Here is a 23,277-nt window from a genome sequence, read left to right on the forward strand (position 1 = left end):
CATGCTGAAAACCACAATTGACCTTGCTGCCATCGCGCATAATGTGCGGCTGATTAAGGAGAAGATCGGCCCAGACGTCAAGCTGATGTGCGTGGTGAAGGCGGATGCTTACGGGCACGGCGTAGAAAGGGTCGTGCCCGTGATGCTGGAAGCAGGGGCGGATTCCATTGGCGTCGCCACGCTGACAGAAGCAGTGCAGCTGCGGCGTATGGGGGTGGATTCGCCCATTGCGGCGTGGATCTGGCAGTCGGATCAGGTGCTAGAAGAGGCCCTGGCATGTGGAATCCAGATTGCGGTCAATTCTCCGGCGCAGGCGCACAAGCTGGTAGAAGCGGAAATCCCCGCCGAGGTATACATCAAGGTAGAAACCGGGATGCACCGCTCTGGGGTGGATAAAGCGGAGTGGGATGAGGTCATTGCGCTACTTCGGGATGCCGCGCATATTAGCGTCCTGGGGCTGATGTCCCATTTTGCCTGCGCGGACGATCCAGACAACGCGCATAATGACGCCCAGGAAGAAGAGTTTCGGCGCGCCCTGGATGCGGCGCGCGCGGCCGGTTTGGAGTGCCCGGTCAATCATTTGGCCAATTCGCCGGCCACGCTCTCGCGCCCGTCGGCGCACTTTGAGCAGGTGCGGGTGGGGATTGCGTGCTATGGGCTCGAGCCCATCGCTGGGCGGGACCATGGCTTGCGCCCGGCAATGACCTGGTCCGGAAATGTCTTCGGGGTCAAGCCAATTGATAAGAATGAGGCCACCAGCTACGGGCGTACCTGGAGCGCGGATAAGCCAGGGTTCCTGGCCACGGTGGATTGTGGCTATGCCGATGGCCTGCCGCGCGCGTACCAGGGTCACCTTCAGGTGGGCATCGGCGGGCGGCTGTATCCCCAGGTAGGCCGGGTGTGCATGGACCAGATTGTGGTGGATTTAGGAGAAAACTCGCACGGCATTGCCCCCGGGGATGAGGTGACCATCTTTGGCCAGGGCGGCATGTCTGCCACCGAGCTTGCTGATGCCGTGGGCACCATCAACTATGAAGTGGTGTGCCGGCCCACCGGCCGCACCGAACGCGAATATATAGGAGAGGTCGATGCGCAGTAATTTTCCGGAGACTGGAACCCGCGATCTGGCAACGGTGGAACAGACCCACGCCTGCGGCAAGGAACTGGGCGCCGCACTAGAAGCTGGCGATGTCATCATCTTGGATGGCCCATTGGGTGCGGGAAAGACCACTTTCACGCAGGGGATTGCGCAGGGCTTGCAGGTCAAGGGCCGGATTACCTCGCCCACGTTCGTCATCGCCCGCGTGCACCGCTCCCGGGTTGGGGGACCGGACTTGGTGCACGTGGATGCGTACCGCCTCTTGGATGAGGGCGGGGCCAATTCCGGCGATCCCCTGGGGGAGCTGGATGCCTTGGATTTGGATACCGAGCTTGCCGATGCCGTCGTCATCGCCGAATGGGGCGGCGGCCTTATCGAGCAGATTGCGGATTCCTACCTCTTTGTGAGCATCGACCGCGAACCGGCGGAGTTCGCCGGCGCCGATGAGGACGTGCGCCGCGTCAGCTGGTCGTGGCGCCACAATGATTAGCTGGGCCTCATTAATTTGAAGGTATAAGTGATGGATATCTTAGGGCGTCAAGTTGCTTTAGGTATTTAAGGTGCGGGATCCTTGAAGGGTGTTAGATCTCCTAGCCTCCAGTCCTTTGCTCGCCCTTTTTGCCATCATGGCCATCGGTTTGGCCATCGGCAAAATCAAATTCTTTGGCATCTCTTTGGGCGCCGCGGCCGCGATGTTCGTGGCGCTTGGGCTTTCTACCGCCAATCCGGATATCCAGATTCCACCGCTGGTGTATCAATTCGGCTTGGCCATTTTTGTTTATGCCATCGGCCTTAATTTCGGGCCGTCGTTCGTCCGCGAATTTGCTACCCGCGGCTGGAAGCTGACCGTCTTTATGATCGGCATGTTGGTCCTGCTCGTGGGTGTAGGCTTCGGGCTCATTCGCGTCTTCGACCTCGATACGGATGGCGCCGCGGGTATGTTTGCCGGTTCGCTATCGTCCACCCCAGGTATGGCGGCGGTGGTGGATATGCTGGGCAATTCCACCCCGGTCGTCGGTTATTCGCTGGCTTATCCGGGCGCGGTCATCGGCGCGATCCTGGTCGCCGCCATCGGCGCGAAAATACTGAAGGTGGACCACGAGGCGGACGCCAAGGAAGAGGGAATGATTCCCGCCCCGCTGGTGGCCAAAGGCGTGCGGCTGACCAAAGACTTCCCGGATACGGCCGGACACCTTTATCAAGTAACCGGGCACAGCGTAGTGGCCACCCGCGAGATCTCCGATATGGAACACCACCGCCTGGCGCAGCCGGATATGCCCCTGCGCAAGGGCGAAGCATTCCTTATTAATGGCTCCGAAAAAGACGTTGCCGGTGCCATCGAGGTGCTCGGTGAGGAATACCCCGTCGAGCTCACCCCAGAGGCGGGCCTGGAATTTAAGCGGATAACCGTGTCTAATCCGCAGGTTGCGGGCAAACGCATCCGCGATATCGATGCGCTCGAGCACGGATTTATCATCGCGCGTGTGCGCAAGGGCGATAGCGATGCGGTGCCGCACCCGGATATGGTGCTGAATTACTCCGACCGCGTGCGCGTGGTCTGCAGCTCGCACCACGTGCGCGAAGTGCGCAAGTACTTGGGCGATTCCGAATCGGCGCTCGGCAATGCTGACCTCTTATCCATGTCCATCGGTTTGACCTTGGGCATGCTGCTGGGCCTTATCCCCATCCCCATGCCGGGCGGATCGACCCTGCAGCTCGGGTTTGGTGGCGGCCCCGTCGTGGTCGGCCTATTCCTCGGCTACCTGAACCGCACCGGCCCCATCAATTGGCAGATGCCCTTCCACACCAGGGAAACACTTTCAAACCTGGGGCTGACGCTCTTCCTGGCGGGCGTGGGGACATCGGCAGGCGCATCGTTCCGCGATGCGCTTACGGATCCGTCCTCGCTGACCATCATCGGCGTCGGCTTTATCATTACCTTGGTATCGGCCATCCTCATCGGCGTTATCGGCATGCTTGTGCTGCGCTTGAAGTGGGACGAGGCCATGGGCTGTGCGGCCGGCATGACCACGAACCCGGCAGTATTTGCCTATATCCGGGGCCAAACCGGCACGGAGCTAGCCGGGCGCGGCTGGGCAACGGTGTATCCAACCACCATCATCGGCAAGATTATCGCCGCTCAGGTGCTGTTATTGTTATTGCTTTAGCCCCATATGCCCCGCGCTAATTATTCACCCACTGGGTAAGCCGCCTACACTGACAGGCACTACCCCGTGGGTGAGTGTTTGTTGGCCGCCGAGTAGCCTCGGTAATAGAACTGACAATCACTTCACCATATGTACATATAGGACCCCCTTGACCCGAGGAGCGTTACTCACCCCATGACTAAATTTGCTCGCAACCTGACCACGACCATTATCGCGCTGTTTATCATTGTGATGATGGTGCTCGTTGCCGGGGCCACCCTGCGTGATGAGGATTCCTTGGAGGGCAACCTCACCAACACCTTGCAGCATGCCCCGCGGAACCTCGAGGTAATGTCGCTCATTCCTTCTGATGTCTACGGTGCGGACTACAGCGCCATCGGCTTCATTTGCGAGGGCATGGCAGAAGACAAGGTCAAGGAAGCCGCCCCGAACCCTGATGACATCACCTTCGAGGACGGCGTTGTTCCTGAGGGCAAGAGCTACGTCATGGCGCTGGGCCACAACGTTGATCCCTATGTAGAGGAATTGGATTCCTCCGAGGTGGAGGTCTGCGAGATGATCAACGCCCAGGTTAAAGCCATGGAGCAGCAGGGCCACGGCCTAGACGGCGGGGTTCCGCTGGTCCAGGGCTCCCAGCCGCTGACCTTCCAGAGTGAAGACGGCGTGTGGAAGCTGGTCGGCTAATGCGCGTCCTGGCCATTGATACGGCGACGACCGCCCTGGTCACCGGGGCAGTCGACACCGAGTCAGGGCAGATTACGCAGCGCATTCTGGCCGATGCGCGCGCGCATAATGAGCGGCTCATGCCCACCATCCTCGAGGTAATGAGCGAGGCCGGTCTGGAGCTCGACGACCTCGACGCCATCGTTGCGGGCATGGGCCCTGGCCCCTTTACCGGCTTGCGCGTTGGCATGGCCACGGCGCAGGCGCTTGCCGATGCCCTCTCCATCCCCCTCCACGGCGTCTGCACCCACGATGCCATCGCGCACGCTGCGCTAGTTGGGGCCGATGCAGCCGATGAAAGGGAGGCGGCGGACGCGGCGCTAGTTGCCACCGATGCCCGCCGCAAGGAAATTTATTGGGCCACCTACCGCGCGGGACAACGCATTGCGGGCCCAGATGTATCGAAGCCGGGGGAGCTTGCCGTGCAGGATATCGCGCAGGTGATCATCCCGGAGAAGCTGGCCGACCAGCTGCCGGAAGAACTCGCCACGCTGCCGCGTAGCGAGGGCGCACCCACCGCCGAGGGCTTGGTGGCCGTCGCGCGGCTCGACGCAGAACCGGCGCCATTCGTGCCCATGTACCTGCGCCGGCCCGATGCGGTTCCACCCAAAAAGCAGCAGCTTTCCCCGGCCATTCCAGAGGTACACCTGTGAACCTGCGCGAGCTTACTCCCGCCGATGCGCCGCGCTGCGCCGAGCTGGAAAAGGTGCTGTTTCCTGGCGAAACTCCGTGGACGGCAGCGGTATTTGAGCAAGAAATGGCCCAGCCCTTCACCTTCTACCTCGGGGTGGAAGGTGCCCTTGACCCCGCAGCGCCGGAGGACGGCGAGGATCCAGTCCTTCTAGGCTATGCCGGCATCGGCATGATGGGCCCGGCTGCAGACCCAGAGTTTGAAATCCACACCATCGGCGTCGATCCGCAGGCGCAGCGCCGCGGTATCGCGCGCATGATGATGGATAATATTTGCTATATCGCGGACCTAAAAAGCGCGCCGGTCTTTTTGGAGGTGCGTGTGGGAAACGATCCCGCCATCGAGCTGTACCGGCGCTACGGTTTTAGCATCGAGGGGATTCGCCGCAATTACTATCAGCCCTCCGGCGCGGATGCGCACGTGATGGTGCGCCCCAGCCAGTCCCCGCAAGCACGCCAGCGCGAAGCAAAGGAGCAGTAATGAAGGTTATGGGCATCGAGTCCTCCTGTGATGAGACCGGGGTGGGCATCGTCGAGCTGGACCAGAACGGCCATATGGAGATCCTCGCCAATGCCGTTGCTTCGTCGATGCAGCAGCATGCGCGCTTTGGCGGCGTCGTGCCCGAAATTGCCTCCCGCGCGCACCTGGAGGCCATGCCGCAGGTGATGCGGGCGGCGTTGGAGGAGGCGGGCATCGATAAGCCCGATGCCATTGCCGCCACCGTGGGCCCGGGCCTGGCCGGCGCCCTGCTCGTCGGCGCTTCCGCTGCCAAGGCTTATGCCGCCGCGTGGGGCGTGCCTTTTTATGGTGTCAACCACCTCGGCGGCCACGTGGCCGTGGCCAACCTCGAGGGCGAGAGCCTGCCGCACTCGGTCGCGCTGCTGGTCTCCGGCGGGCACACCCAGCTGCTTGAGGTCGAAGCCGTGGGAAAGCCCATGCGCGAGTTGGGCTCCACGCTTGACGATGCCGCCGGTGAGGCCTACGACAAAGTCTCCCGCCTCCTAGGGCTGGGATACCCGGGAGGGCCGGTCATCGATAAGCTGGCCGCCCGCGGAAAACCCACCATCGATTTCCCGCGCGGCATGTCGCGCGCCGAGGACCTGCGCGGCGAGCACCGGCATGATTTCTCGTTCTCGGGGCTAAAGACCTCCGTTGCGCGCTATGTGGAACGCGCCGAAAAGGCCGGCGAGACCATCTCTGTGGAGGATGTATGTGCCTCGTTCCAAGAGGCCGTGGCCGATGTGCTGACCGCCAAGGCCATTCGCGCCTGTGAGGATACCGGGGCGAAGGTGCTCCTGCTCGGTGGCGGCGTCGTGGCCAATTCCCGGCTGCGGGAGCTGGCCGCCGAGCGCTGCGACGCCGCTGGTGTGGAGCTGCGCGTGCCGCGGTTTAATCTGTGCACCGATAACGGCGTGATGATTGCTGCCCTCGGCGCCCAGCTCATTCATGAAAGGGCCGCGCCGTCGGGCCTGGGTATTGGCACCGATACGCAACTGGACGTGGAAGAGCCACAGTTAACCTAAAGTTCTTTTTCCTCGCACTGCGGGGTGGGGGAAGCGGCGGTAACCTTTAACGCGTTCACGCCCTCTCCGCTTTAAAGGAGCTTTCTCTCATGACCGTTGGTTTCCTCGTCAACCCCGATCTCACTCGCCGGAAAATCGAGTTCGAATTAGAACACGCCAACCAGTTCTTGGGCGGCACCACCGAGGATCGCGTCTCTGTCGTCTTTCAAGATGACGGCACGACCTACGCCGCGCTCTATAACCCAGAAGCCAAGCAGGAAGGCGCCGAGCCCAACCCGGTTGCATCCCTAGCGCGCAATGCCGCCGACACGGGAAACTCCGCCTTCTTGCAAGATCCCATCCGCGCTATTAGCGGCTCGGTCATCTTCGTGGATGCTGAGGGCGAGGAGGACTTCATCGATGAGGTCATTGCTTCCGTCGAGCACGGCATCCGCGCGGTGAAAAACTACCGCGAGGATTTTCCTGACGAGTACACGCTCTGGCGCGCTGCGGTCATCAACTCCACGAAGAGCGCATAAGCCCCCTCCTTTAGCGTTCGGTGTGGCGTAGCCACATCAGCACGGCCTTGACGCGGCGATTGGCGTCTTCGGGCCGAAACCCGAGCTTGAGAAAAACATTGGAGACGTGCTTGCTTACCGCCCCAGCGGTTAATACCAGCTTGTCTTCGATTTCTTGGTTGCTCAATCCCTGCGCCATCAGCCCCAAAACCTCGCGTTCGCGGGCGGTTAATTGGCTCAGCCCCGTGCGCCGCGCGGAGAGCAAGGCGGTAACCACTTCTGGGTCGACGACGGTGCCACCGCCTGCCACTTCCTCAAGGGTGTGCACGAATTCATCCACATCGGATACGCGCTCTTTGAGCAGGTAGCCGAATCCGCCGTGTTCTAAGAGCCGGTCCAAGTAGCTTGCCGCCACGTACTGGCTGAGTACCACCACCGGTTGCGACGGGTCTGCTGCTCGCACATCGTGCACGGCGCGCAGCCCATCATCGCTCATGGTGGGCGGCATGCGGACATCGCTAATGATCAGATCGAAGTCATCGCTGCCTGCGCAGGCGCGCAATTCTTCCGCATCGTTGACGGCGGTCACGCTATGGCCTAGTGCCGTTAACAGCTGTTCCAGCCCGGCGCGCAAAAGGGCAGAATCTTCTGCCAATAAGAGTTTCATCGCGCCTCCTTCAGCGGTAGTGACATGGTTACGGTTGCTCCTTGTCCCTCATTGTGCGCGGGGGAGAAGTCGACGGTGCCGCCGAGCGCCGCGGCCCGCTCGCGCAGCCCGGCCAGCCCAGTGCCCCCAGTCGTTCCCGCGGGCTTTCCGGTGTTCGTGCCGGCGGTCGCGTCGGCGCTCGTGCCAACAGTCGCGTCGGCGCTGGTATCAGCACCGACACGGGAGTGCGCGGGGTCGGACGCGCTAGGGCCTACTCCTGTAGAGAAGCCACCGGAGCCGTTATCGCGGATGCTGAGGTGAAGATCGTCGCCAAAAGAGATGGACACGGTGGCGGCGGTGGCCGCGCCGTGGGTTGAGGCGTTGGTCAGCGCCTCTGCTACCGCGTGGTAGGCCAGTAGCGCCGTCGTTTCCCCAATCGATCGTTCCGCGCCTTCGACGTGCAGTTCCGCGTCGAGCCCGCTGTGGGCCAAGAGCTCATCGAGGGCGGGGATGAGGCCGTCATCGAAAAGCACCTGTGGCGCAATGCCGCGCACGGTAGCGCGCAGGGCGGATAGGGCTTGGGTGGCGTTATGTTCGGCATCGGCAAGCGCCTGCTGGGCCTCGGGCGGGGACTGGAGTTTGGCCGCTGCCAGGTTGAGCTTGAGCGCGGTGAGGTACTGCTGGGGGCCATCGTGGAGCTCGCGCTCGATGCGGCGGCGCTCGCCCGAAAAGGCATCAATAAGCGTGGCGCGCGAGGCCTCCAACTCCTGCGCGGAGGGGCTCAGTGCGAGGCGGGTGAGGGAAATGGAGGCCTTGACCAGCAGGCGGTTGAGCGCTACCAGCAGGACGAGGAGCACGGCTGCTGCCAACCAGCACACGACAAAGATCAGTGGGCGATTGTCGGTGGACCATTCGCCGATGTTGAATTCAGCCTGCGGAATAAACGGTGCGACCACCAATACGCCCGCGATAAAACCGACAAAGACCCAGTTGGCAAAGCAGGCCGCGCAAATGAGCAGCTGCAGGATGAGGTGATAAAACTGCTGCCAATCAAACCATCGGTTGGCCCGCCGCGGGGAAATATTTTCGCCCATCCACGTTGCGCCGTAGCGGCCGATAGACTCCGCGGCGCGTGCGACTAGTGGAATCCATGGCAGCATGAGCACCGAAATCACGAGTCCCGGAAGAGCAAGTATTCCGAGGACGAGGCTCCACCCGTTGGCCTTGACAGTTCGCATATTCGTTCAGCCTAGCCGCCGCGCCGGGGTGGTGGCAGTAGAGCTAGCCCCACCATTTTTTGGGCAGTCTTCCCTATCGCGCGTGCGGGATGCGGCCGGTGGAATAGAAGGCATGTTGAAAGCACAGAATCTGAGCAAGCGCTACGGCAGCCATACCGCACTCGCCGAGGTGGACCTAAGCATCGAGCCGGGGGAATTTGTCGCTATTATGGGGCCATCTGGCAGCGGCAAGACCACGCTGTTGAACCTGCTATCCGGGCTGGATAAGCCCAGTTCCGGCACGGTCAACGCGCCGGGCCGCACGGAGCGCGCCTTCGTATTCCAGGACTATAACCTGCTGGAATCGCTTAACGCCCGCAAAAATGCCACGTTGACCGCGCACTTTTCCGGCCGGCGTTGCAGCCGCGACGAGGTGCAGAAGACCTTTGCGTCTCTGGGGCTTGACGGGCTGGAGCGCCGCCTGCCCGCGCAGCTGTCCGGCGGCCAGCAGCAGCGCGTCGCCGTCGCCCGCGCCTTGCTGGCCGGTGCGCCGTATATCTTCGCCGATGAGCCCACGGGCGCGCTTGACGATGCCACCGCCCAGCTCGTCCTCACCCACCTCCGCACCGCCGCACGGGGTGGGGCCGCGGTGGTCATGGTGACCCACTCGCACCTTGCCGCGGAGGCCGCCGACCGCATTATCGAGCTCCAGGAGGCCAACCATGCTGGTGTGGCTTAAGGATTTACAAAGCAATTGGCTCTCATGGCTTGCCGTGGCTTTGACCATGGTGGTTTCCTCGGCCGCGTGCGCGCTGGCGGTATCGATGCTGGTGGCCACCGCGGACGCGGACGATGATCCCACGGGGCCTCTCGGCGGCACCGTGCTGGGCATGGCGGTCTGCACAGTGGTGTTGATCACGCTGTCGCAGATGCGGCTGATTATTGAAGAACGCGAACCCGTGTACCGCTCGTGGCGCATGATTGGTATGCCTGGGTGGATGATCAATAGCTTCATCGTGGGGCAGGTGATTGCCGTGAGTGCTATCGCTGCGCTGATAGGGACCTTCCCGGCACGCCTGTTTGTTGAACCCATGGCCGCGGCCTTTCGCAGTGATGGGATTCCCATGCCGGAGTTGGCCATTACCCCGCTAGTCATCCGCATCGCTGTATCCATTTGCGTGGCATCGGCGGTCTGCGGTGCCCTAGTGCCACTGCGCCGGGTCTTTCGCCCGCGGGTGGAACCGCGCCGCGTGTGGGTGATGCTGCGCTGCCTTGTGGCTGCCGGTTTGGTGGGCGGTGCCGTGTACGGCTGCCTGCAGATAGAGGAGCCGGCCGATAGCATCGCCGCTTCCATGGGGCTGGTCATCCTGGTGGCATTCATGACGCCATGGCTCATGCCCGCCGTGGACCAATGGACGCGACTATGCGGCATCGCCGGGGCCAATGTGCGGGTGCGCCGCCGCTTTTCCGTGCCCCATATCGTCCCGTGGGTGCTGTTTGGTGGCTTGATTGTCGCGGTCGGCTCGGGGATAAGGATGTTCAAAAGTAGTATGGGCGACTTAGACACCTTGTCGTCGGGGCAGGTCTTCGCGGCGTTTCTCGGCCCAGTCGTTGCCCCGAGCATCGTTGGCGCGGTGCTGACCTCACTCATTATGCGCTCGCGCATCGCCAGCGATGTGCGCGGCCTGCGGCTGGCCGGCGCCTCACCGGCGGCGTGGGCACGGGTGCAGGTGGGAGAGGCATTCTGCCTGACTATTACTGCCGCGGCCATAGTCATCACCTTGAGCGTCGCGGTGGTCGCGGTGCTCAACGAGCTGTTGTATCCCGGTTCTCATTCCGGGATAGGCGCGCTGTGGGAGGGGCTTGCCGGAGTGTGGTGGGCGCCGTTCGGCCTAGTTTTTGGCGCCATGTTTCTTGCGCTGTGTGCGGTCAAGCTCATTCTCGCGGGATTCCTGCGCTCAACCGTCCAGATCCGCACAAACTGATGGATGAATCGCCGATATTCTGATGGGTAAAACGCGCTCAGACTGATGGGTAAAACTCTGATATTCTGATGGTTAGAACGCGCTCAAATTGATGGATGGGTTTAAAATGACTGGTCAAGAAGGCTATGTTTATCTTCCGCGAGTAGAGGATTCGCGGCTTCATGGAGCCCTGCAGCGATCTGGTGGAGTGTTGATAGAAGGTCCAAAGGGCTGCGGGAAATCTGCGACCGCTCGGCAAGTTGCGGGCAGTCTTGTTCAGGTGGATACGGATTTAAACCTCGACATGCAGCTCAGCACCATCCCAGATTTGGCGTTGGAGGGGGATACGCCGCGAGTTTTTGATGAGTGGCAAGAAAAACCGCAGTTGTGGAACTTGGTGCGGCATGAGATTGACCGTCGGCAAGCGCCTGGGCAGTTCATTCTTACTGGGGCGACTGCGCCAATGGAGGAACAATCCAGGCACTCGGGTGCGGGGCGCATAGCCAGGCTGCGGATGAAGACCTTCAGTTTTTATGAGTCGGGGCATTCTAATGGCGCAGTATCATTAGCCGAATTGGTAGCTCAGGAATCCCCCCAGTCGAATGGGGAGACGGTTGTAGATGTTGCAGGGATTATCGAGCGCATGGCGCACGGAGGCTGGCCCGCAAACCGGAATTATTCCGTTGAGGCGGCGCAAGAGAACCTGCGCAGTTATATCGATACTGTGGCCCACGTGGATATCAATGCCGCCGATGGTGTGCGAAGGGATCCGGTAAAAGTAACGACACTTATTCGTTCGCTTGCCCGTGGGGTAGCCACAGAACAGTCCATTTCTTCTATTGCTACCGATATTGGCGCGCAAAGGGCTACGGTCAGCGAGTACCTTGCCGCGTTGCAGCGCATCTTCATCGTGGAAGAACAGTTGGCATGGTCCTCCCATCTTCGCTCCCGGGCTAGCCTGCGAACGGCACCGAAGAGGCATCTGGCGGATCCGGCGTTGGCCGCTGCTGCCGTGGACGCGTCCCCAGACAAGTTGCTGCGCAACCTTGCCTTTGCCGGGCAGCTTTTTGAATCCCAAGTTGTCCATGACCTGGCAGTGCTAAGCGGGAAGCGCATTTTTCATGCCCGTGACGCATCTGGGCTGGAAGTAGATGCGGTATTTGAGCTGGCGGGCAGGACCGTTTTCGTAGAAATTAAATTGGGGCAAAGCCAAGAGATCATTGAGAAGGCGGCAAGCAATTTGCAGGCCTTCGCAGAACGCTTTGAATGGGAGGTAACGCCGGTCTTGATGATCGTGACGGGAGGAAACCTGAGCTTTCGGCATCCGAGCGGGGTGCACGTGGTGTCCCTGACGCACTTGGCGCCGTAGCTCGGTCCGGCTGCGGGGGTCGCGTCGTTGTTGAGGGTTAGCAGTCACGAGGGTAGAGTGCTAATCAGGTTGTTTGACCCACAGTTGTTCACCCGCGACGACGGCTGTGCTGGACATCCACAACCGGCACGCGCGCGCCATTAAGGTGCGCAAACGAACAATACGGAGGAAACATCATGGCAACTATTAAGCCGCTTGAGGACCGCGTCCTCGTACAGATCGTAGAAGCAGAATCCACCACCGCATCCGGCCTGGTTATCCCGGACTCCGCAAAGGAAAAGCCGCAGGAAGCAACCGTTATCGCCGTCGGCCCGGGCCGCTGGGAAGACGACGATGACCGCATCCCCATGGACGTTAAGGAAGGCGACACCGTTGTCTTCTCCCGCTACGGCGGCACCGAGCTGAAGTACGACGGTGAAGAGTACTTGCTGCTGAGCCAGCGCGACATCCTCGCCATCATCGAGAAGTAGGAACTACTTATGGCAAAGCTTATTGCATTCGACCAAGAAGCCCGCGAGGGAATTCAGCGCGGCGTCGATACGCTGGCTGATGCCGTCAAGGTCACCCTCGGCCCGCGTGGTCGCAACGTCGTATTGTCCAAGGCCTTCGGTGGCCCGACCGTTACCAATGACGGCGTGACCATCGCCCGCGATATCGACGTCGAGGAGCCCTTCGAGAACCTCGGCGCGCAGCTGGTTAAGTCCGTTGCGGTCAAGACCAACGACATCGCCGGCGACGGCACCACCACCGCGACCTTGCTGGCCCAGGCGCTCATCTTTGAAGGCCTGCGCAACGTTGCAGCCGGCGCTAACCCGATTGAGCTCAACCGCGGCATCTCCGCGGCGGCGGAAAAGGCCGTCGAGGAGCTCAAGGCACGCGCCACTCCGGTTAACTCTGCTTCCGAAATCGCGCAGGTAGCCACCGTGTCCTCCCGCGATCCGGAGGTCGGAGAGATGGTTGCCGGCGCCATGGAAAAGGTGGGCAAGGACGGCGTCGTCACCGTCGAGGAGTCCCAGACCATGGACTCCACCGTGGATGTCACCGAAGGTATTTCCTTTGACAAGGGCTACCTTTCCCCGTACTTCGCTACGGAGGAAGAGACCAACCACGCCGTGCTTGACGATGCCGCCATTTTGCTCGTCCGCAACAAGATTTCTTCCCTGCCGGATTTCTTGCCGCTGCTGGAAAAGATCGCGGAGACCAACCGCCCGACCCTCATCATCGCGGAAGACGTTGAAGGCGAGCCGCTGCAGGCGCTCGTGGTCAACTCCATCCGCAAGGTCCTGAAGGTCGCCGCCGTGAAGGCACCGTACTTTGGCGAGCGCCGCAAGGGCTTCATGGATGACCTGGCCGTGGTTACCGGCGCCACCGTGGTGGACCCTGAGGTGGGCGTCAACCTGAACGAGGTCGGCCTTGAGGTGCTGGGTTCCGCGCGCCGCGTGACCATCACCAAGGAAGACACCGTGCTTGTCGATGGCGGCGGCAGTGCCGCAGCCCTCGATGATCGCCGTGAACAGATCCGCGGCGAAATCGCCCGCACCGATTCCACCTGGGATAAGGAAAAGCTCGAGGAGCGCTTGGCTAAGCTCTCCGGCGGTGTGGCCGTCATTCGCGTCGGTGCCGCAACCGAGACCGAGGTCAACGAACGCAAGCTGCGCGTCGAGGATGCCATCAACGCCGCCCGCGCGGCCGTGGAAGAAGGCGTCATCGCCGGCGGCGGTTCCGTGCTGGTACAGATCTCCAAGGAGCTTGAGTCCTTTGCCCAGGACTTTGAGGGCGAGGCTAAGGTCGGCGTGCTCGCCGTCGCCCGCGCTCTGACCCGCCCGGCATTCTGGATCGCAGAAAACGCAGGTCTTGATGGCTCTGTCATCGTCTCCCGCGTATCCGAGATGGCCAACGGCGAAGGCTTTAATGCCAACTCCCTGGAGTACGGAAACCTCATCGATAACGGCATCATCGATCCCGTCAAGGTCACCCACTCCGCAGTGGTCAATGCCACCTCCGTTGCCCGCATGGTTCTTACCACCGAGGCATCCGTTGTGGAAAAGCCGCAGGAAGAAGATAACGCTGAGGCTGGTCACGGCCACGGCCATCACCACCACTAATTCCTGCGCTGCATATAGCCCAGAGCCCGCCGCGTCTTCCCCGCCTTGTTGGGGAGGCTGCGGCGGGCTTCTGGCTTATATGTAAAGCACGCGGGAACCACATAACCCGTGCGATGCCACGGTAGGCTTTTTTAGCCGCCAGCGGCAGCACGAGAGAGGCTAGCTCACAAAAGGCGCCAAGCTTAGGGTTCCTCCTCAGCCGGAGGTTGCCTCGTTTTTAGCGGAAGACCCCAGGACTTAGCGGGCTCGAAGGAGTCCCTCACGGGGCGTTATTTGCAGCAGGCGCTTGCTACGCAGGGCTAATCCGGAACCCCGCACTCCCGCCCGCCGCGAACGCGGTGTGTGGACTTTGTGCGCCAACTTTAGTTTTGGCTTAAGCGTTGACCGTTGCGCGGCGGCGCTTGCGCAGCGCCACCACGCGCTCAGACTCGCTCATGCCACCCCAGACGCCATACGGTTCTGCCGAACGCAGGGCGTGCTCGCGGCAGAGCTCGATAACCGGGCAGGAATTGCAAATGGCCTTGGCGCGGTTTTCGCGCTGGGCGCGGGCGCGGCCACGCTCTCCGTCTGGATGGTAAAACACGTCCGAGTTTTCACCGCGGCACGCACCTTGCAACTGCCAATCCCAAACATCTGCAGTAGGTCCGAGAAGAGACTTGGACTGAGACACGTTTCTTAAGCTCCTTATAACAGGACGAGAATTCTTACGCTGGCGGCCGGTGGAGAGTCATCCGCGAACCGCAACGATTTGTAGTGTGTCGCGTCTTGGTAAACAAAGGGTTACTAGTATTTAACTTCTAGGTATTGTATCTATTTATGGGACTCGTTAGCGCCCATTTACCTGCAATAATGACTAAGGTTAACGAATTATGAATTTTCCTCTTTCTATTGTGCAGGGGGCATAAACCCGCCTTCAATGCGGGTACAACCGCTGGGCGCGGGTTTCTTGGTGGGGGTTTCTTTGCTGGGGCATCGCCAAGCAAGGGCAGTGCCGAGGCGGAGGTGTGCAACGCAATAGTCCCTTTGCACTCCCTACCCCAGAGGAAATATGGTTGAATATCGATTTAATAGTCTGCAGAGGGTGCACTCGTGAGCGATAAGGATAAAGAGCTAGCGGAACTCGTCCCGCTGGCCGCTGGTGGTAGCCGCCGCGCACTGCAATCTATCCTGCAAATTATTCATCCGCAGGTGCTGCGTTATTGCCGCGCGCGCATCGGTGGCGGGCGCCAGCCCACCGCGGAAGACGTGACCCAAGAAATCTGCCTCGCCGTCGCCACCTCTATCGATTCCTATGAAGACAAGGGCCGGCCGTTTATGGCTTATGTCTACGGCATCGCTTTTAATAAGGTCACCGATGCCCACCGCGCCATGGGCCGCGACCGCTCTACACCCACCGAAGAGCTTCCAGAAAGCACCGCGAACGAGGCGACTCCCGAGGAATGGGCGCTGGAAAATGACGGTAGTAACAGAATGCGCGCCTTGCTCGATACCTTAAGTGACAAGGCAAAAAACATCGTTATTTTGCGCGTGTTCGTTGGTCTTTCGGCAGAAGAAACCGCCGATATCGTGGGGTCTACCCCGGGTGCGGTTCGCGTCGCACAGCACCGAGCTCTCGCACAATTGCGAAAGGCTCTTGGGCAACAACTAGCTACCGAGGGCTAAAGCCACAACCCCCGCTCTAGTCGCACGCGTACACCTTAAGAAAGGAAGGAGGGACAGAAACCATCATGGCCTCCAAGCATTCTAAAAAGAATAACGATGACCTGACGGAGCAGCTCCAGCCCTTGGTAGATGATGATGCATTCCTCACCGAGCTGTCGCAGGGTAAAGATCCCTCCAATGGCAGCGATGAGCTCGCTGGGCTGCTGTTGGGGCTGAAGGGGGACATCGATAAGCAGATGCCGCCAGCCCCGCGCGTGGATGGGGTAGAGGAAGAACCGGAAGTCGTAAGCCTCAATAAGGTGCGGTCTCGCCGGCGCAATCGCCCCGTGATGCATGGGCTTATCGGCGCGGCCGCCGCCACTGTGATCCTCGCCGGTGCGGGCGGGGTCATGGTTAATTCCGGCGCCTTTGATCACCCAGATGAAACCCGCAACGTGGAGCTGGCCGGGACCTTAGATGAGATGGAATCCCGCGCGGCAGAGGGAGATATCGAAGGCGCGCGCGAACTCATGAAGGAAGCCCGCGCCAAGCTCGAAGAGGCTGAAGGCAAGGAAGAAAACGCCATCGCCGCCAAGGAAGAGGCCGAAAAGAAGCGCTCTGCCCGTCCGAAGCACACGACCGTGACGGAAACCGCCACCGAGACCGTGCCGGGCCAGCAGCCGCAGGACAAGCCCGAACCGGCGCCGAAGACCGTGACGGAAACGCAGTACCAGACCTCAACCGTGGTGGTAACGGAGCAAGCACCGGAGAACTCGCAGCCTGAGACGCGCGAGCCCGAAGAAAGCCCCACCACAACCATTCAGTTGGGGCCAGGCTCCGAGTAACAGGCTTCGAGTAACGAGGGCAGGGCTAAAGCCCTCGCACTAAAGCCCTAGCGGTTTTCCAAGCCGTCCAAGTAACCCAGCGCGTAGTCCCACGGCACGTAGCGGCGCGGGTCCGGCTCTGCTCCAGGCTCGTGCACTGGGGCAAGCTCGCCTGCCAGCGTGGCGCGCATATTGGCGGCCATAATGTCCCACTCGTAGAAGTGGTTTTCCTGGCAGTCTTCACACAGGAAGAAGATGCCATCGATCCCGCGCGGGCCGAGCACACTTGCGAATTTCTCTACCAGGGCGAGATCGTGGATGAGGGCGAGGCGGTCTTCATCGGAAAGCGGCATGACCTGCTCGTCCTCCTCCAAGAAGGAGGCGGGGTCATTCGGATCGTCTGCAAAAGGATCGCGGGGCATATTGGCGAAGAAGTTCACGCCTGCGAGCCTATTGAACTTGCCCGCTTAAGGCAATTAACCCCTAGCCTGAATGGTGTCATTGGCCGGGCACGCACTACAGTTGGGGTAGCCGCTGAACCTGTTTAAGGAGATACCTCGATGAGCGATTACCCTATTCACACTGGTGGAGATGACCCGAACAAGGTAGCCCTGCGCGGCTTGACCTTTGATGACGTGCTTCTTTTGCCCGCCGAGTCCAATATCGTGCCCTCCGAGGTCGATACCGGCGCGCAATTTACCCGCAATATTCGCCTAGGCGTGCCGCTGGCATCCGCAGCGATGGATACCGTGACCGAGGCCCGCATGGCCATCGCCATGGCGCGCCAGGGCGGCATCGGCGTGCTGCACCGCAACCTTTCTGCGGAAGCGCAAGCTGAGCAGGTAGAAATCGTCAAACGCTCCGAGTCCGGCATGGTCACGGACCCGGTCACCGCCCGCCCCGAGATGACCATTGGCGAGGTCGACGCCCTGTGCGCCCGCTTCCGCATTTCCGGCCTGCCGGTCGTGGATAAGGACGGCACCCTGCTGGGCATTTGCACCAACCGCGATATGCGTTTCGAGCCGGACTTTGATCGCAAGGTCAGCGATGTCATGACCGCGATGCCGCTCGTCGTCGCGCGCGAGGGCGTGTCCAAGGACGAGGCCCTAGAGCTGCTGTCGGCCAATAAGGTAGAAAAGCTGCCGATTGTTGATGCAAATAACAAGCTCATTGGCCTTATCACCGTCAAGGACTTCGTCAAATCCGAGCAGTACCCCAACGCCTCCAAGGATGCTTCCGGCCGTCTGTTGGTTGCCGCGGGCATTGGTACCGGCGAGGAGTCCTATCAGCGCGCCGCCGCGCTTGTCGATGCCGGCGTTGATGCCCTTGTCGTCGATTCCGCCCACGCCCACAATAACCGCGTGCTCGAGATGGTTTCCCGCGTGAAGAAGGACTTCGGCGACAAGGTCGATGTCATTGGCGGCAACCTCGCCACCCGCGAGGCCGCCCAGGCGATGATCGACGCCGGCGCAGATGCCATCAAGGTCGGCATCGGCCCGGGCTCCATCTGCACCACCCGCGTCGTCGCCGGCGTTGGTGCGCCGCAGATCACCGCGCTGATGGAAGCCGCAGCCGTCGCCGCTCCCGCGGGCGTGCCGGTCATCGGCGATGGCGGCATGCAGTACTCCGGTGACATCGCCAAGGCGCTGGCCGCCGGTGCCGATACCGTCATGCTGGGCTCCATGTTCGCCGGCACCACCGAGGCGCCTGGTGACATCGTGGTCTACCAGGGCAAGCAGTACAAGCGCTACCGCGGCATGGGCTCCATGGGCGCCATGCAGGGCCGCGGGCTCTCCGGCGAAAAGCGTTCCTACTCCAAGGACCGCTACTTCCAGGCCGACGTACGCAGCGAGGACAAGCTGGTGCCAGAAGGCGTGGAGGGTCGCGTGCCCTTCCGCGGTGAGATCGATGCCATCGTGCACCAAATCATCGGCGGCCTGCGCGCGGCCATGGGCTACACCGGCTCGGCCACCCTAGATGAGCTCAAGACCAAGCGATTTGTCCAGATCACCGCCGCGGGACTGAAGGAATCCCACCCGCACCACCTGCAGCAAATCGCCGAAGCCCCGAACTACCGCTAGGACAAGCATGCGTGAATACGCCGAAATCGGCATCGGCCGCGAGGCCCGCCGCACCTTTGATTTAGACCAGGTCTCCATCGTCCCCCAGCGCCGCACGCGCTCGTCCAAGGACGTGGATACCACCTGGAATATCGATGCCTATACCTTCGATACCCCCTTCGTTTCGCACCCCACCGATGCTCTCGCCACGCCCGAGTTCGTCATCGAGATGGGCAAGCAGGGCGGGCTCGGTGTCATCAACGCCGAAGGCCTGTGGGGCCGCCACGAGGACCTCGAGGGTGCCTTGGCACGCATCTATTCCCAGCCGGGCGATAATTCCACCATTCAGGAGCTGCACGCCGCCCCGCTTGACGATGCCCTCCTTGCCTCCCGCATTGCCCAAGTGCGCGAGTCCGGTGTGACCGTCGCCGTGCGCGTTTCGCCCCAAAATGCCCGCGAGATGGCGCCCAAGGCCATCGCGGCTGGGGCCGAGTTACTGTTCATCCAGGGCACGCTGCTGTCCGCGGAACACGTCGCCACCGGCGGCGAGCCGCTGAACCTGAAGGAATTTATCGGCTCGCTTGAAGTACCCGTCATCGCCGGTGGCGTGGCGGACTACACCACTGCGCTGCACCTGATGCGCACCGGGGCGGCCGGCGTCATCGTGGGCGCGGGAGTGACGACTAACGCGGAAACCGTCGGCATCGATACCGCCATGGCCACCGCCATTGCCGATGCCGCCGCCGCCCGCCGCGACTACCTCGACGAGACCGAAGGCCGCTACGTGCACATCATTGCGGATGCGGAATTCGATAACTCCGGGACCATCGCCAAGGCCTTCGCCTGCGGCGCCGATAGTGTCGCGCTCGGCCCCCTTCTTGCCCAGGCCCGAGAGGCAGGCGGTAGGGGATGGTACTGGCCGGCTACCGCAGGCCATCCTCGGTTCCCGCGCGGATACGCGCAGTTCGCCGGCGTCGATACCGACCTCGATGTGGATTTCCTCACCGCAGGCGATGCTGCGCCCGTGGCTGCGCCGAGCCTGGAAACCGTGCTGCACGGCCCATCCAGCGAACCATTCGGCCGCACCAACCTCGTGGGTGCGCTGCGGCGTGCCCTCGCAAAGTGTGGGTACACCGACTTGAAGTCGTTCCAGAAGGTCGAGCTCGCGGTTCGCTACTAAGTAGCGCGCGGCGCGCCTCGCACGGTGCGGGCTCGCGCTGCTGCGCCCCGAGTCCCACCGCGCGCCGAATCGCTGCGCCCGGCGCCGCCGCGCCCACGGCTTCCTGGCGCACCCTGTGTTACTTGCGTCCATGGGCCCTCGCGCACCCCGATTCGCTTGCGCGGCCCGCGCCACCACGGCGCGAAAGCCGCCGCAATGCCCTACATGAGCAAGCGCTTCCTGGGCCGCGGGGCCTATGGGTTAGACTATGGGGCGTGACTAAGCCAAATACTACCCCGCGCCCAGTCCTCGTCGTGGACTTTGGCGCTCAGTACGCGCAGCTCATTGCCCGCCGCGTGCGCGAGGCCAAAATCTATTCCGAGGTTGTTTCCAACTCCGCCTCTATCGAGGAAATCAAAGCCAAGGACCCCGCCGCGCTTATTTTGTCCGGCGGCCCGTCGTCCGTCTATGCCGACGGTGCCCCAGCGCTCAAGCCTGAGCTGCTAGAGCTTGGCGTTCCGGTCTTCGGCATTTGCTACGGATTCCAGGCCATGAACCACATCCTCGGCGGTACCGTATCGTCTACCGGTGAGCGTGAATACGGCCGCACCGATATCGACGTCAAGGGCGGCATCCTGCACGAGGGCCTCGAGCCCACGCACAAGGTATGGATGTCCCACGGCGATGCCGTCTCCGCGGCCCCCGAAGGCTTTGCGGTAACGGCTACCTCCGCTGGCGCGCCCGTGGCCGCCATGGAGTGCCCGGCCAAGCAGATGGCCGGCGTGCAGTACCACCCAGAGGTGCTGCACTCGCCGCACGGCCAAGAAGTGCTCACCCGCTTCCTCACGGAGATCGCCGGTCTGGAGCAGAACTGGACCGCCGATAATATCGCCGAGCAGCTCATCGCGGATATCCGCGCCCAAGTAGGCGAGGAAGGCCGCGCTATTTGCGGCCTGTCCGGCGGCGTGGACTCTGCCGTCGCCGCGGCCTTGGTGCAGCGCGCCATCGGCGATCGCCTGACCTGCGTCTTCGTCGACCACGGCCTGCTGCGCGCGGGCGAGCGCGAGCAGGTTGAAACGGATTTCGTGGCCTCGACCGGCGCCAAGCTGGTTACCGCCGACGAGCGTTCGGCCTTCCTGCAGAAGCTCGCTGGCGTGAGCGACCCAGAGGAGAAGCGCAAGGCTATCGGTGCGGAGTTCATCCGCTCCTTCGAGCGCGCCGTGGCCGGTGTGCTTGACGATGCCCCCGCCGGCTCCACCGTCGATTACCTCGTCCAGGGCACCTTGTACCCGGACGTCGTTGAATCCGGCGGCGGCGACGGCACCGCCAATATTAAGTCGCACCACAACGTCGGCGGCCTCCCGGATGACGTCGAGTTCGAGCTCGTCGAGCCGCTGCGCCTGCTCTTTAAGGACGAGGTGCGCGCGGTGGGCCGCGAGTTGGGCCTGCCGGAAGAGATCGTCGGCCGCCAGCCCTTCCCGGGCCCGGGCCTGGGCATCCGCATCATCGGCGAGGTCACCGAGGACCGCCTCGAGACCCTGCGCCAGGCGGATCTGATTGCCCGCACCGAGCTGACCAATGCCGGATTGGACGAGCAGATTTGGCAGTGCCCGGTCGTGCTGCTTGCCGATGTCCGCTCCGTCGGCGTCCAAGGCGATGGCCGCACCTACGGCCACCCCATCGTGCTGCGCCCGGTATCTTCCGAGGACGCCATGACCGCGGACTGGACCCGCTTGCCGTATGACGTGCTAGAGAAGATCTCCACCCGCATCACCAACGAGGTTAAGGACGTCAACCGCGTGGTCTTGGATTGCACCTCCAAGCCACCGGGAACCATCGAGTGGGAGTAAAACCCACAAAACGGCATGCGTATAAGGCGCTCAGTACTTGAGCGCCTTTTCGCATACCTGCGGCTAGTTGCGGGGTGTTACGGGTGGCCGCCAGACGATGCGACCGCCCACCCTTTCTAGCCGCCCGCGCCGAGGCGGGGCATTGGGATCGTCGTCGTTGATGCCGTTGTGGTAAGCACAGCACACGACGAGGTTGTTCATATTGGTCTCCCCGCCGCGGCTCCAGGCCGTGAGGTGGTGGACCTGGGATAAATCGGCCGGTTGATTGCATCCGGGCCAGGCGCAGCGCGGATTTTCCGCGGCCGCCATCATCCTCTGCTTATCGGTGGCCACGCGCGCCGTGCGGTAGAGGTTGACCGGCCCTTCTACAGGATGCACGAGGGTGACATAGCCCGTTTCGCCATCACCGCTGCCGTTGCCGCTGGGGCCGGGGGCGGAATAGCCGGCATCGTTAAGCACGCGGCGCAGGTACTCGGTACCGGACATGGTCGCACCGTTGGTGAGATCGAGTTGCACGTCGTCGCCGTGGCCGTCGCGGATGCGAATGAATTTCTCCAGCGGCACGATGGCGTTGGTGACCACCGTGGAGCGCGCGGCGCTGCCGGCGCCGAAGAAGATATCTTCCACCGCCTGCAGCGGCTTTTTATCGGCGGCTGTAATCGCGCCCTGCAGATCCGCAATGAAGCGGGAGGTACCAGTAATGGCGAGCGTCCAGTAGTCATTGGGGCGCCGGTAGGTGCGCACGCCGGGGCTGACCGTGGACTTTTTCATCTCGCGCACCCGGCGCCGGGCGTGTTTGATAATGGCGCTCATCTCCGCGGACATCGCACAGCACTCCGCGCGCAGCTCCCACGCCTGCTTCTTGCTGGGCGCGCGGTTGACCACGCGCTCGATGCCGGCGAGGAGGGCAATGGGGTGGGCGTTGGTGCGGGCATCGGCAATGGCGCGGCGCTGCATCCGGCTAAAGGCGGTGCGGCCGTAGTAGCTTTCGCATAAAAGGAGCAGGTCGGCGGCGATGGCATCGGGCGCGCCGCGCTCCATGAGCTCAGACCCAGAGAGCCCGCGGCACGCGGCGATGATATCCATGCCGGGCGCGAGGGCGGTGAGGTAGGTCTCGAGTGCGTTCATGCCGCCTACGCTAGGGCGGTAGTAGCCCGCGCTCAATCGCTAGGGCAACTGCAAAGGTGCAAACTGTGGATAACCCGAATCCGCAGCGCGAAAACCCGGGGAAATCCTGTGGATAAGTCCCCGCAGTGTCGCATGGATTAGACAAAGGCCAGTCGGCGCGTGCCATCCACGTGGGGGAAGGCGATAAAACTTATACCTGAGACCGCAACCCACACCAGCGCCGAGCCCCACGCGGGCAGGCCGAGGATGGGCGCGAGCATAATAAGGAGCCATAAAATCATCAGCGGTACTAGCTGCGCGATGGTGGGGATGAGATCGGCATCGTGCCGGTCGGCATAGGAGCGCATCTCGCGGCGGTAGGGGTGGGCAAAGACCAAGACGAAGGCCGCCACGAGGCAGACCGCGGCCCCAGATAGGGTGGCGAAGAAATGGGTGCGGGTGGTCAGCAGCGCGACGGTGGCACCGAGCAGGATGGAGGATCCGAGGCGCACCCACGGCGGGGTGGGGATGGGGGTTAGATTCTCGCGCATAGCACCGTAGGCCTCGTTCAGGTTCATGCGCTTAAGACTACCATTCGAACATACAGTTGCATGTGTCCGGTTGAGGGTTCATA

24 protein-coding genes are annotated in these 23,277 nt (G+C 62.2%); 18 read left to right on the plus strand and 6 right to left on the minus strand.

What is annotated here, in order from left to right:
* Window position 1: 1 nt before the first annotated feature.
* The 8 genes from alr to HMPREF1261_RS04720 all read left to right on the plus strand — a co-directional run bounded on the left by alr (window position 2) and on the right by HMPREF1261_RS04720 (window position 6,722).
* On the plus strand, window positions 2-1,099 hold the full coding sequence (gene alr, locus HMPREF1261_RS04685; protein ID WP_023030138.1) for an alanine racemase: 1,098 nt from the start codon (window positions 2-4) through the stop codon (window positions 1,097-1,099).
* Window positions 1,089-1,589 (plus strand): tRNA (adenosine(37)-N6)-threonylcarbamoyltransferase complex ATPase subunit type 1 TsaE, encoded by a 501-nt coding sequence (gene tsaE, locus HMPREF1261_RS04690; RefSeq protein WP_023030139.1) that lies wholly within the window; start codon window positions 1,089-1,091, stop codon window positions 1,587-1,589. The genes alr and tsaE overlap by 11 nt, the downstream gene beginning before the upstream one ends.
* A gap of 88 nt (window positions 1,590-1,677) precedes the next feature.
* A complete protein-coding gene (locus HMPREF1261_RS04695; RefSeq protein ID WP_023030140.1) occupies window positions 1,678-3,267 on the plus strand; it encodes an aspartate:alanine exchanger family transporter in 1,590 nt (529 codons plus the stop codon).
* Window positions 3,268-3,441: 174 nt separating this feature from the next.
* Complete coding sequence (locus tag HMPREF1261_RS04700) at window positions 3,442-3,951, plus strand: hypothetical protein (protein ID WP_005277164.1); 510 nt, start codon at window positions 3,442-3,444, stop codon at window positions 3,949-3,951.
* The gene (gene tsaB, locus HMPREF1261_RS04705; RefSeq protein WP_023030141.1) at window positions 3,951-4,643 is read left to right on the plus strand and encodes a tRNA (adenosine(37)-N6)-threonylcarbamoyltransferase complex dimerization subunit type 1 TsaB; all 693 of its coding nucleotides are present in this window, start codon (window positions 3,951-3,953) and stop codon (window positions 4,641-4,643) included. Before HMPREF1261_RS04700 ends, tsaB begins: the two co-directional genes overlap by 1 nt.
* A complete protein-coding gene (locus HMPREF1261_RS04710; protein ID WP_023016776.1) occupies window positions 4,640-5,161 on the plus strand; it encodes a GNAT family N-acetyltransferase in 522 nt (173 codons plus the stop codon). Before tsaB ends, HMPREF1261_RS04710 begins: the two co-directional genes overlap by 4 nt.
* Window positions 5,161-6,204, plus strand: coding sequence for a tRNA (adenosine(37)-N6)-threonylcarbamoyltransferase complex transferase subunit TsaD (gene tsaD, locus HMPREF1261_RS04715; RefSeq protein WP_023030142.1), 1,044 nt, complete (start codon window positions 5,161-5,163; stop codon window positions 6,202-6,204). The genes HMPREF1261_RS04710 and tsaD overlap by 1 nt, the downstream gene beginning before the upstream one ends.
* An 89-nt stretch (window positions 6,205-6,293) precedes the next feature.
* Complete coding sequence (locus HMPREF1261_RS04720) at window positions 6,294-6,722, plus strand: hypothetical protein (RefSeq protein ID WP_023030143.1); 429 nt, start codon at window positions 6,294-6,296, stop codon at window positions 6,720-6,722.
* Window positions 6,723-6,732: 10 nt separating this feature from the next.
* Here HMPREF1261_RS04720 and HMPREF1261_RS04725 read toward each other — a convergent pair whose 3' ends face one another.
* Together HMPREF1261_RS04725 and HMPREF1261_RS04730 are read right to left on the minus strand one after the other, a co-directional pair.
* Window positions 6,733-7,368 (minus strand): response regulator transcription factor, encoded by a 636-nt coding sequence (locus HMPREF1261_RS04725; protein WP_023030144.1) that lies wholly within the window; start codon window positions 7,366-7,368, stop codon window positions 6,733-6,735.
* On the minus strand, window positions 7,365-8,585 hold the full coding sequence (locus HMPREF1261_RS04730) for a sensor histidine kinase (RefSeq protein ID WP_023030145.1): 1,221 nt from the start codon (window positions 8,583-8,585) through the stop codon (window positions 7,365-7,367). Before HMPREF1261_RS04730 ends, HMPREF1261_RS04725 begins: the two co-directional genes overlap by 4 nt.
* Before the next feature lie 112 nt (window positions 8,586-8,697).
* Here HMPREF1261_RS04730 and HMPREF1261_RS04735 point away from each other — a divergent pair, with 112 nt between their 5' ends.
* The 5 genes from HMPREF1261_RS04735 (at window position 8,698) to groL (ending at window position 14,002) form a co-directional block, all read left to right on the plus strand.
* Window positions 8,698-9,303 carry an ABC transporter ATP-binding protein gene (locus HMPREF1261_RS04735; protein ID WP_023030146.1) on the plus strand — a complete coding sequence of 202 codons (606 nt, stop codon included), beginning with the start codon at window positions 8,698-8,700 and terminating at the stop codon, window positions 9,301-9,303.
* Window positions 9,287-10,549, plus strand: a complete 1,263-nt coding sequence (locus HMPREF1261_RS04740) for an FtsX-like permease family protein (RefSeq protein WP_023030147.1) — start codon at window positions 9,287-9,289, stop codon at window positions 10,547-10,549. The genes HMPREF1261_RS04735 and HMPREF1261_RS04740 overlap by 17 nt, the downstream gene beginning before the upstream one ends.
* A 106-nt stretch (window positions 10,550-10,655) precedes the next feature.
* Window positions 10,656-11,897, plus strand: coding sequence for an ATP-binding protein (locus HMPREF1261_RS04745; RefSeq protein ID WP_023030148.1), 1,242 nt, complete (start codon window positions 10,656-10,658; stop codon window positions 11,895-11,897).
* Window positions 11,898-12,073: 176 nt separating this feature from the next.
* On the plus strand, window positions 12,074-12,367 hold the full coding sequence (gene groES / locus HMPREF1261_RS04750) for a co-chaperone GroES (RefSeq protein ID WP_005277188.1): 294 nt from the start codon (window positions 12,074-12,076) through the stop codon (window positions 12,365-12,367).
* 9 nt (window positions 12,368-12,376) lie between these two features.
* A complete protein-coding gene (gene groL, locus HMPREF1261_RS04755) occupies window positions 12,377-14,002 on the plus strand; it encodes a chaperonin GroEL (RefSeq protein WP_023030149.1) in 1,626 nt (541 codons plus the stop codon).
* Between the two features lie 373 nt (window positions 14,003-14,375).
* On the opposite strand, the gene HMPREF1261_RS04760 is transcribed toward groL, so the two are convergent.
* Window positions 14,376-14,672 carry a WhiB family transcriptional regulator gene (locus HMPREF1261_RS04760; protein ID WP_023016784.1) on the minus strand — a complete coding sequence of 99 codons (297 nt, stop codon included), beginning with the start codon at window positions 14,670-14,672 and terminating at the stop codon, window positions 14,376-14,378.
* Between the two features lie 419 nt (window positions 14,673-15,091).
* Between HMPREF1261_RS04760 and HMPREF1261_RS04765 the strand changes: the two genes are divergently transcribed.
* Both HMPREF1261_RS04765 and HMPREF1261_RS04770 read left to right on the plus strand, forming a co-directional pair.
* The gene (locus tag HMPREF1261_RS04765) at window positions 15,092-15,664 is read left to right on the plus strand and encodes a sigma-70 family RNA polymerase sigma factor (protein ID WP_005277195.1); all 573 of its coding nucleotides are present in this window, start codon (window positions 15,092-15,094) and stop codon (window positions 15,662-15,664) included.
* Between the two features lie 65 nt (window positions 15,665-15,729).
* Window positions 15,730-16,488: a hypothetical protein gene (locus tag HMPREF1261_RS04770; RefSeq protein WP_023028324.1), complete on the plus strand. Its 759-nt coding sequence runs from the start codon at window positions 15,730-15,732 to the stop codon at window positions 16,486-16,488.
* Window positions 16,489-16,535: 47 nt separating this feature from the next.
* Here HMPREF1261_RS04770 and HMPREF1261_RS04775 read toward each other — a convergent pair whose 3' ends face one another.
* A complete protein-coding gene (locus tag HMPREF1261_RS04775) occupies window positions 16,536-16,907 on the minus strand; it encodes a DUF5319 domain-containing protein (RefSeq protein ID WP_023028325.1) in 372 nt (123 codons plus the stop codon).
* A gap of 120 nt (window positions 16,908-17,027) precedes the next feature.
* On the opposite strand from HMPREF1261_RS04775, the gene guaB reads away from it, so the two are divergent.
* The 3 genes from guaB to guaA all read left to right on the plus strand — a co-directional run bounded on the left by guaB (window position 17,028) and on the right by guaA (window position 21,536).
* A complete protein-coding gene (gene guaB, locus HMPREF1261_RS04780; protein WP_023016786.1) occupies window positions 17,028-18,548 on the plus strand; it encodes an IMP dehydrogenase in 1,521 nt (506 codons plus the stop codon).
* 7 nt (window positions 18,549-18,555) lie between these two features.
* The gene (locus HMPREF1261_RS04785; RefSeq protein WP_005277202.1) at window positions 18,556-19,707 is read left to right on the plus strand and encodes a GuaB3 family IMP dehydrogenase-related protein; all 1,152 of its coding nucleotides are present in this window, start codon (window positions 18,556-18,558) and stop codon (window positions 19,705-19,707) included.
* Between the two features lie 254 nt (window positions 19,708-19,961).
* Window positions 19,962-21,536, plus strand: coding sequence for a glutamine-hydrolyzing GMP synthase (guaA, locus tag HMPREF1261_RS04790; RefSeq protein WP_023030150.1), 1,575 nt, complete (start codon window positions 19,962-19,964; stop codon window positions 21,534-21,536).
* A gap of 63 nt (window positions 21,537-21,599) precedes the next feature.
* Here the strand turns inward: guaA and HMPREF1261_RS04795 are convergent, their stop codons facing one another.
* Both HMPREF1261_RS04795 and HMPREF1261_RS04800 read right to left on the minus strand, forming a co-directional pair.
* On the minus strand, window positions 21,600-22,664 hold the full coding sequence (locus HMPREF1261_RS04795) for an HNH endonuclease signature motif containing protein (protein ID WP_023028329.1): 1,065 nt from the start codon (window positions 22,662-22,664) through the stop codon (window positions 21,600-21,602).
* A gap of 137 nt (window positions 22,665-22,801) precedes the next feature.
* Window positions 22,802-23,221: a hypothetical protein gene (locus HMPREF1261_RS04800; protein WP_023030151.1), complete on the minus strand. Its 420-nt coding sequence runs from the start codon at window positions 23,219-23,221 to the stop codon at window positions 22,802-22,804.
* Window positions 23,222-23,277 lie beyond the last annotated feature (56 nt).

Origin of the sequence: Corynebacterium sp. KPL1818 (assembly GCF_000478135.1) — a bacterium.
Taxonomy (GTDB): Bacteria; Actinomycetota; Actinomycetes; order Mycobacteriales; family Mycobacteriaceae; genus Corynebacterium; species Corynebacterium accolens.

Excerpts from the sequence above, each read along its gene's own strand:
- alr (WP_023030138.1), top strand. The coding sequence starts at position 2 with ATGCTGAAAACCACAATTGACCTTGCTGCCATCGCGCATAATGTGCGG.
- tsaE (WP_023030139.1), top strand. The coding sequence starts at position 1,089 with ATGCGCAGTAATTTTCCGGAGACTGGAACCCGCGATCTGGCAACGGTG.
- HMPREF1261_RS04700 (WP_005277164.1), top strand. The coding sequence starts at position 3,442 with ATGACTAAATTTGCTCGCAACCTGACCACGACCATTATCGCGCTGTTT.
- tsaB (WP_023030141.1), top strand. The coding sequence starts at position 3,951 with ATGCGCGTCCTGGCCATTGATACGGCGACGACCGCCCTGGTCACCGGG.
- tsaD (WP_023030142.1), top strand. The coding sequence starts at position 5,161 with ATGAAGGTTATGGGCATCGAGTCCTCCTGTGATGAGACCGGGGTGGGC.
- HMPREF1261_RS04720 (WP_023030143.1), top strand. The coding sequence starts at position 6,294 with ATGACCGTTGGTTTCCTCGTCAACCCCGATCTCACTCGCCGGAAAATC.
- HMPREF1261_RS04725 (WP_023030144.1), bottom strand. The coding sequence starts at position 7,368 with ATGAAACTCTTATTGGCAGAAGATTCTGCCCTTTTGCGCGCCGGGCTG.
- HMPREF1261_RS04730 (WP_023030145.1), bottom strand. The coding sequence starts at position 8,585 with ATGCGAACTGTCAAGGCCAACGGGTGGAGCCTCGTCCTCGGAATACTT.
- HMPREF1261_RS04735 (WP_023030146.1), top strand. The coding sequence starts at position 8,698 with ATGTTGAAAGCACAGAATCTGAGCAAGCGCTACGGCAGCCATACCGCA.
- HMPREF1261_RS04740 (WP_023030147.1), top strand. The coding sequence starts at position 9,287 with ATGCTGGTGTGGCTTAAGGATTTACAAAGCAATTGGCTCTCATGGCTT.
- HMPREF1261_RS04745 (WP_023030148.1), top strand. The coding sequence starts at position 10,656 with ATGACTGGTCAAGAAGGCTATGTTTATCTTCCGCGAGTAGAGGATTCG.
- groES (WP_005277188.1), top strand. The coding sequence starts at position 12,074 with ATGGCAACTATTAAGCCGCTTGAGGACCGCGTCCTCGTACAGATCGTA.
- groL (WP_023030149.1), top strand. The coding sequence starts at position 12,377 with ATGGCAAAGCTTATTGCATTCGACCAAGAAGCCCGCGAGGGAATTCAG.
- HMPREF1261_RS04770 (WP_023028324.1), top strand. The coding sequence starts at position 15,730 with ATGGCCTCCAAGCATTCTAAAAAGAATAACGATGACCTGACGGAGCAG.
- guaB (WP_023016786.1), top strand. The coding sequence starts at position 17,028 with ATGAGCGATTACCCTATTCACACTGGTGGAGATGACCCGAACAAGGTA.
- HMPREF1261_RS04785 (WP_005277202.1), top strand. The coding sequence starts at position 18,556 with ATGCGTGAATACGCCGAAATCGGCATCGGCCGCGAGGCCCGCCGCACC.
- HMPREF1261_RS04795 (WP_023028329.1), bottom strand. The coding sequence starts at position 22,664 with ATGAACGCACTCGAGACCTACCTCACCGCCCTCGCGCCCGGCATGGAT.
- HMPREF1261_RS04800 (WP_023030151.1), bottom strand. The coding sequence starts at position 23,221 with ATGAACCTGAACGAGGCCTACGGTGCTATGCGCGAGAATCTAACCCCC.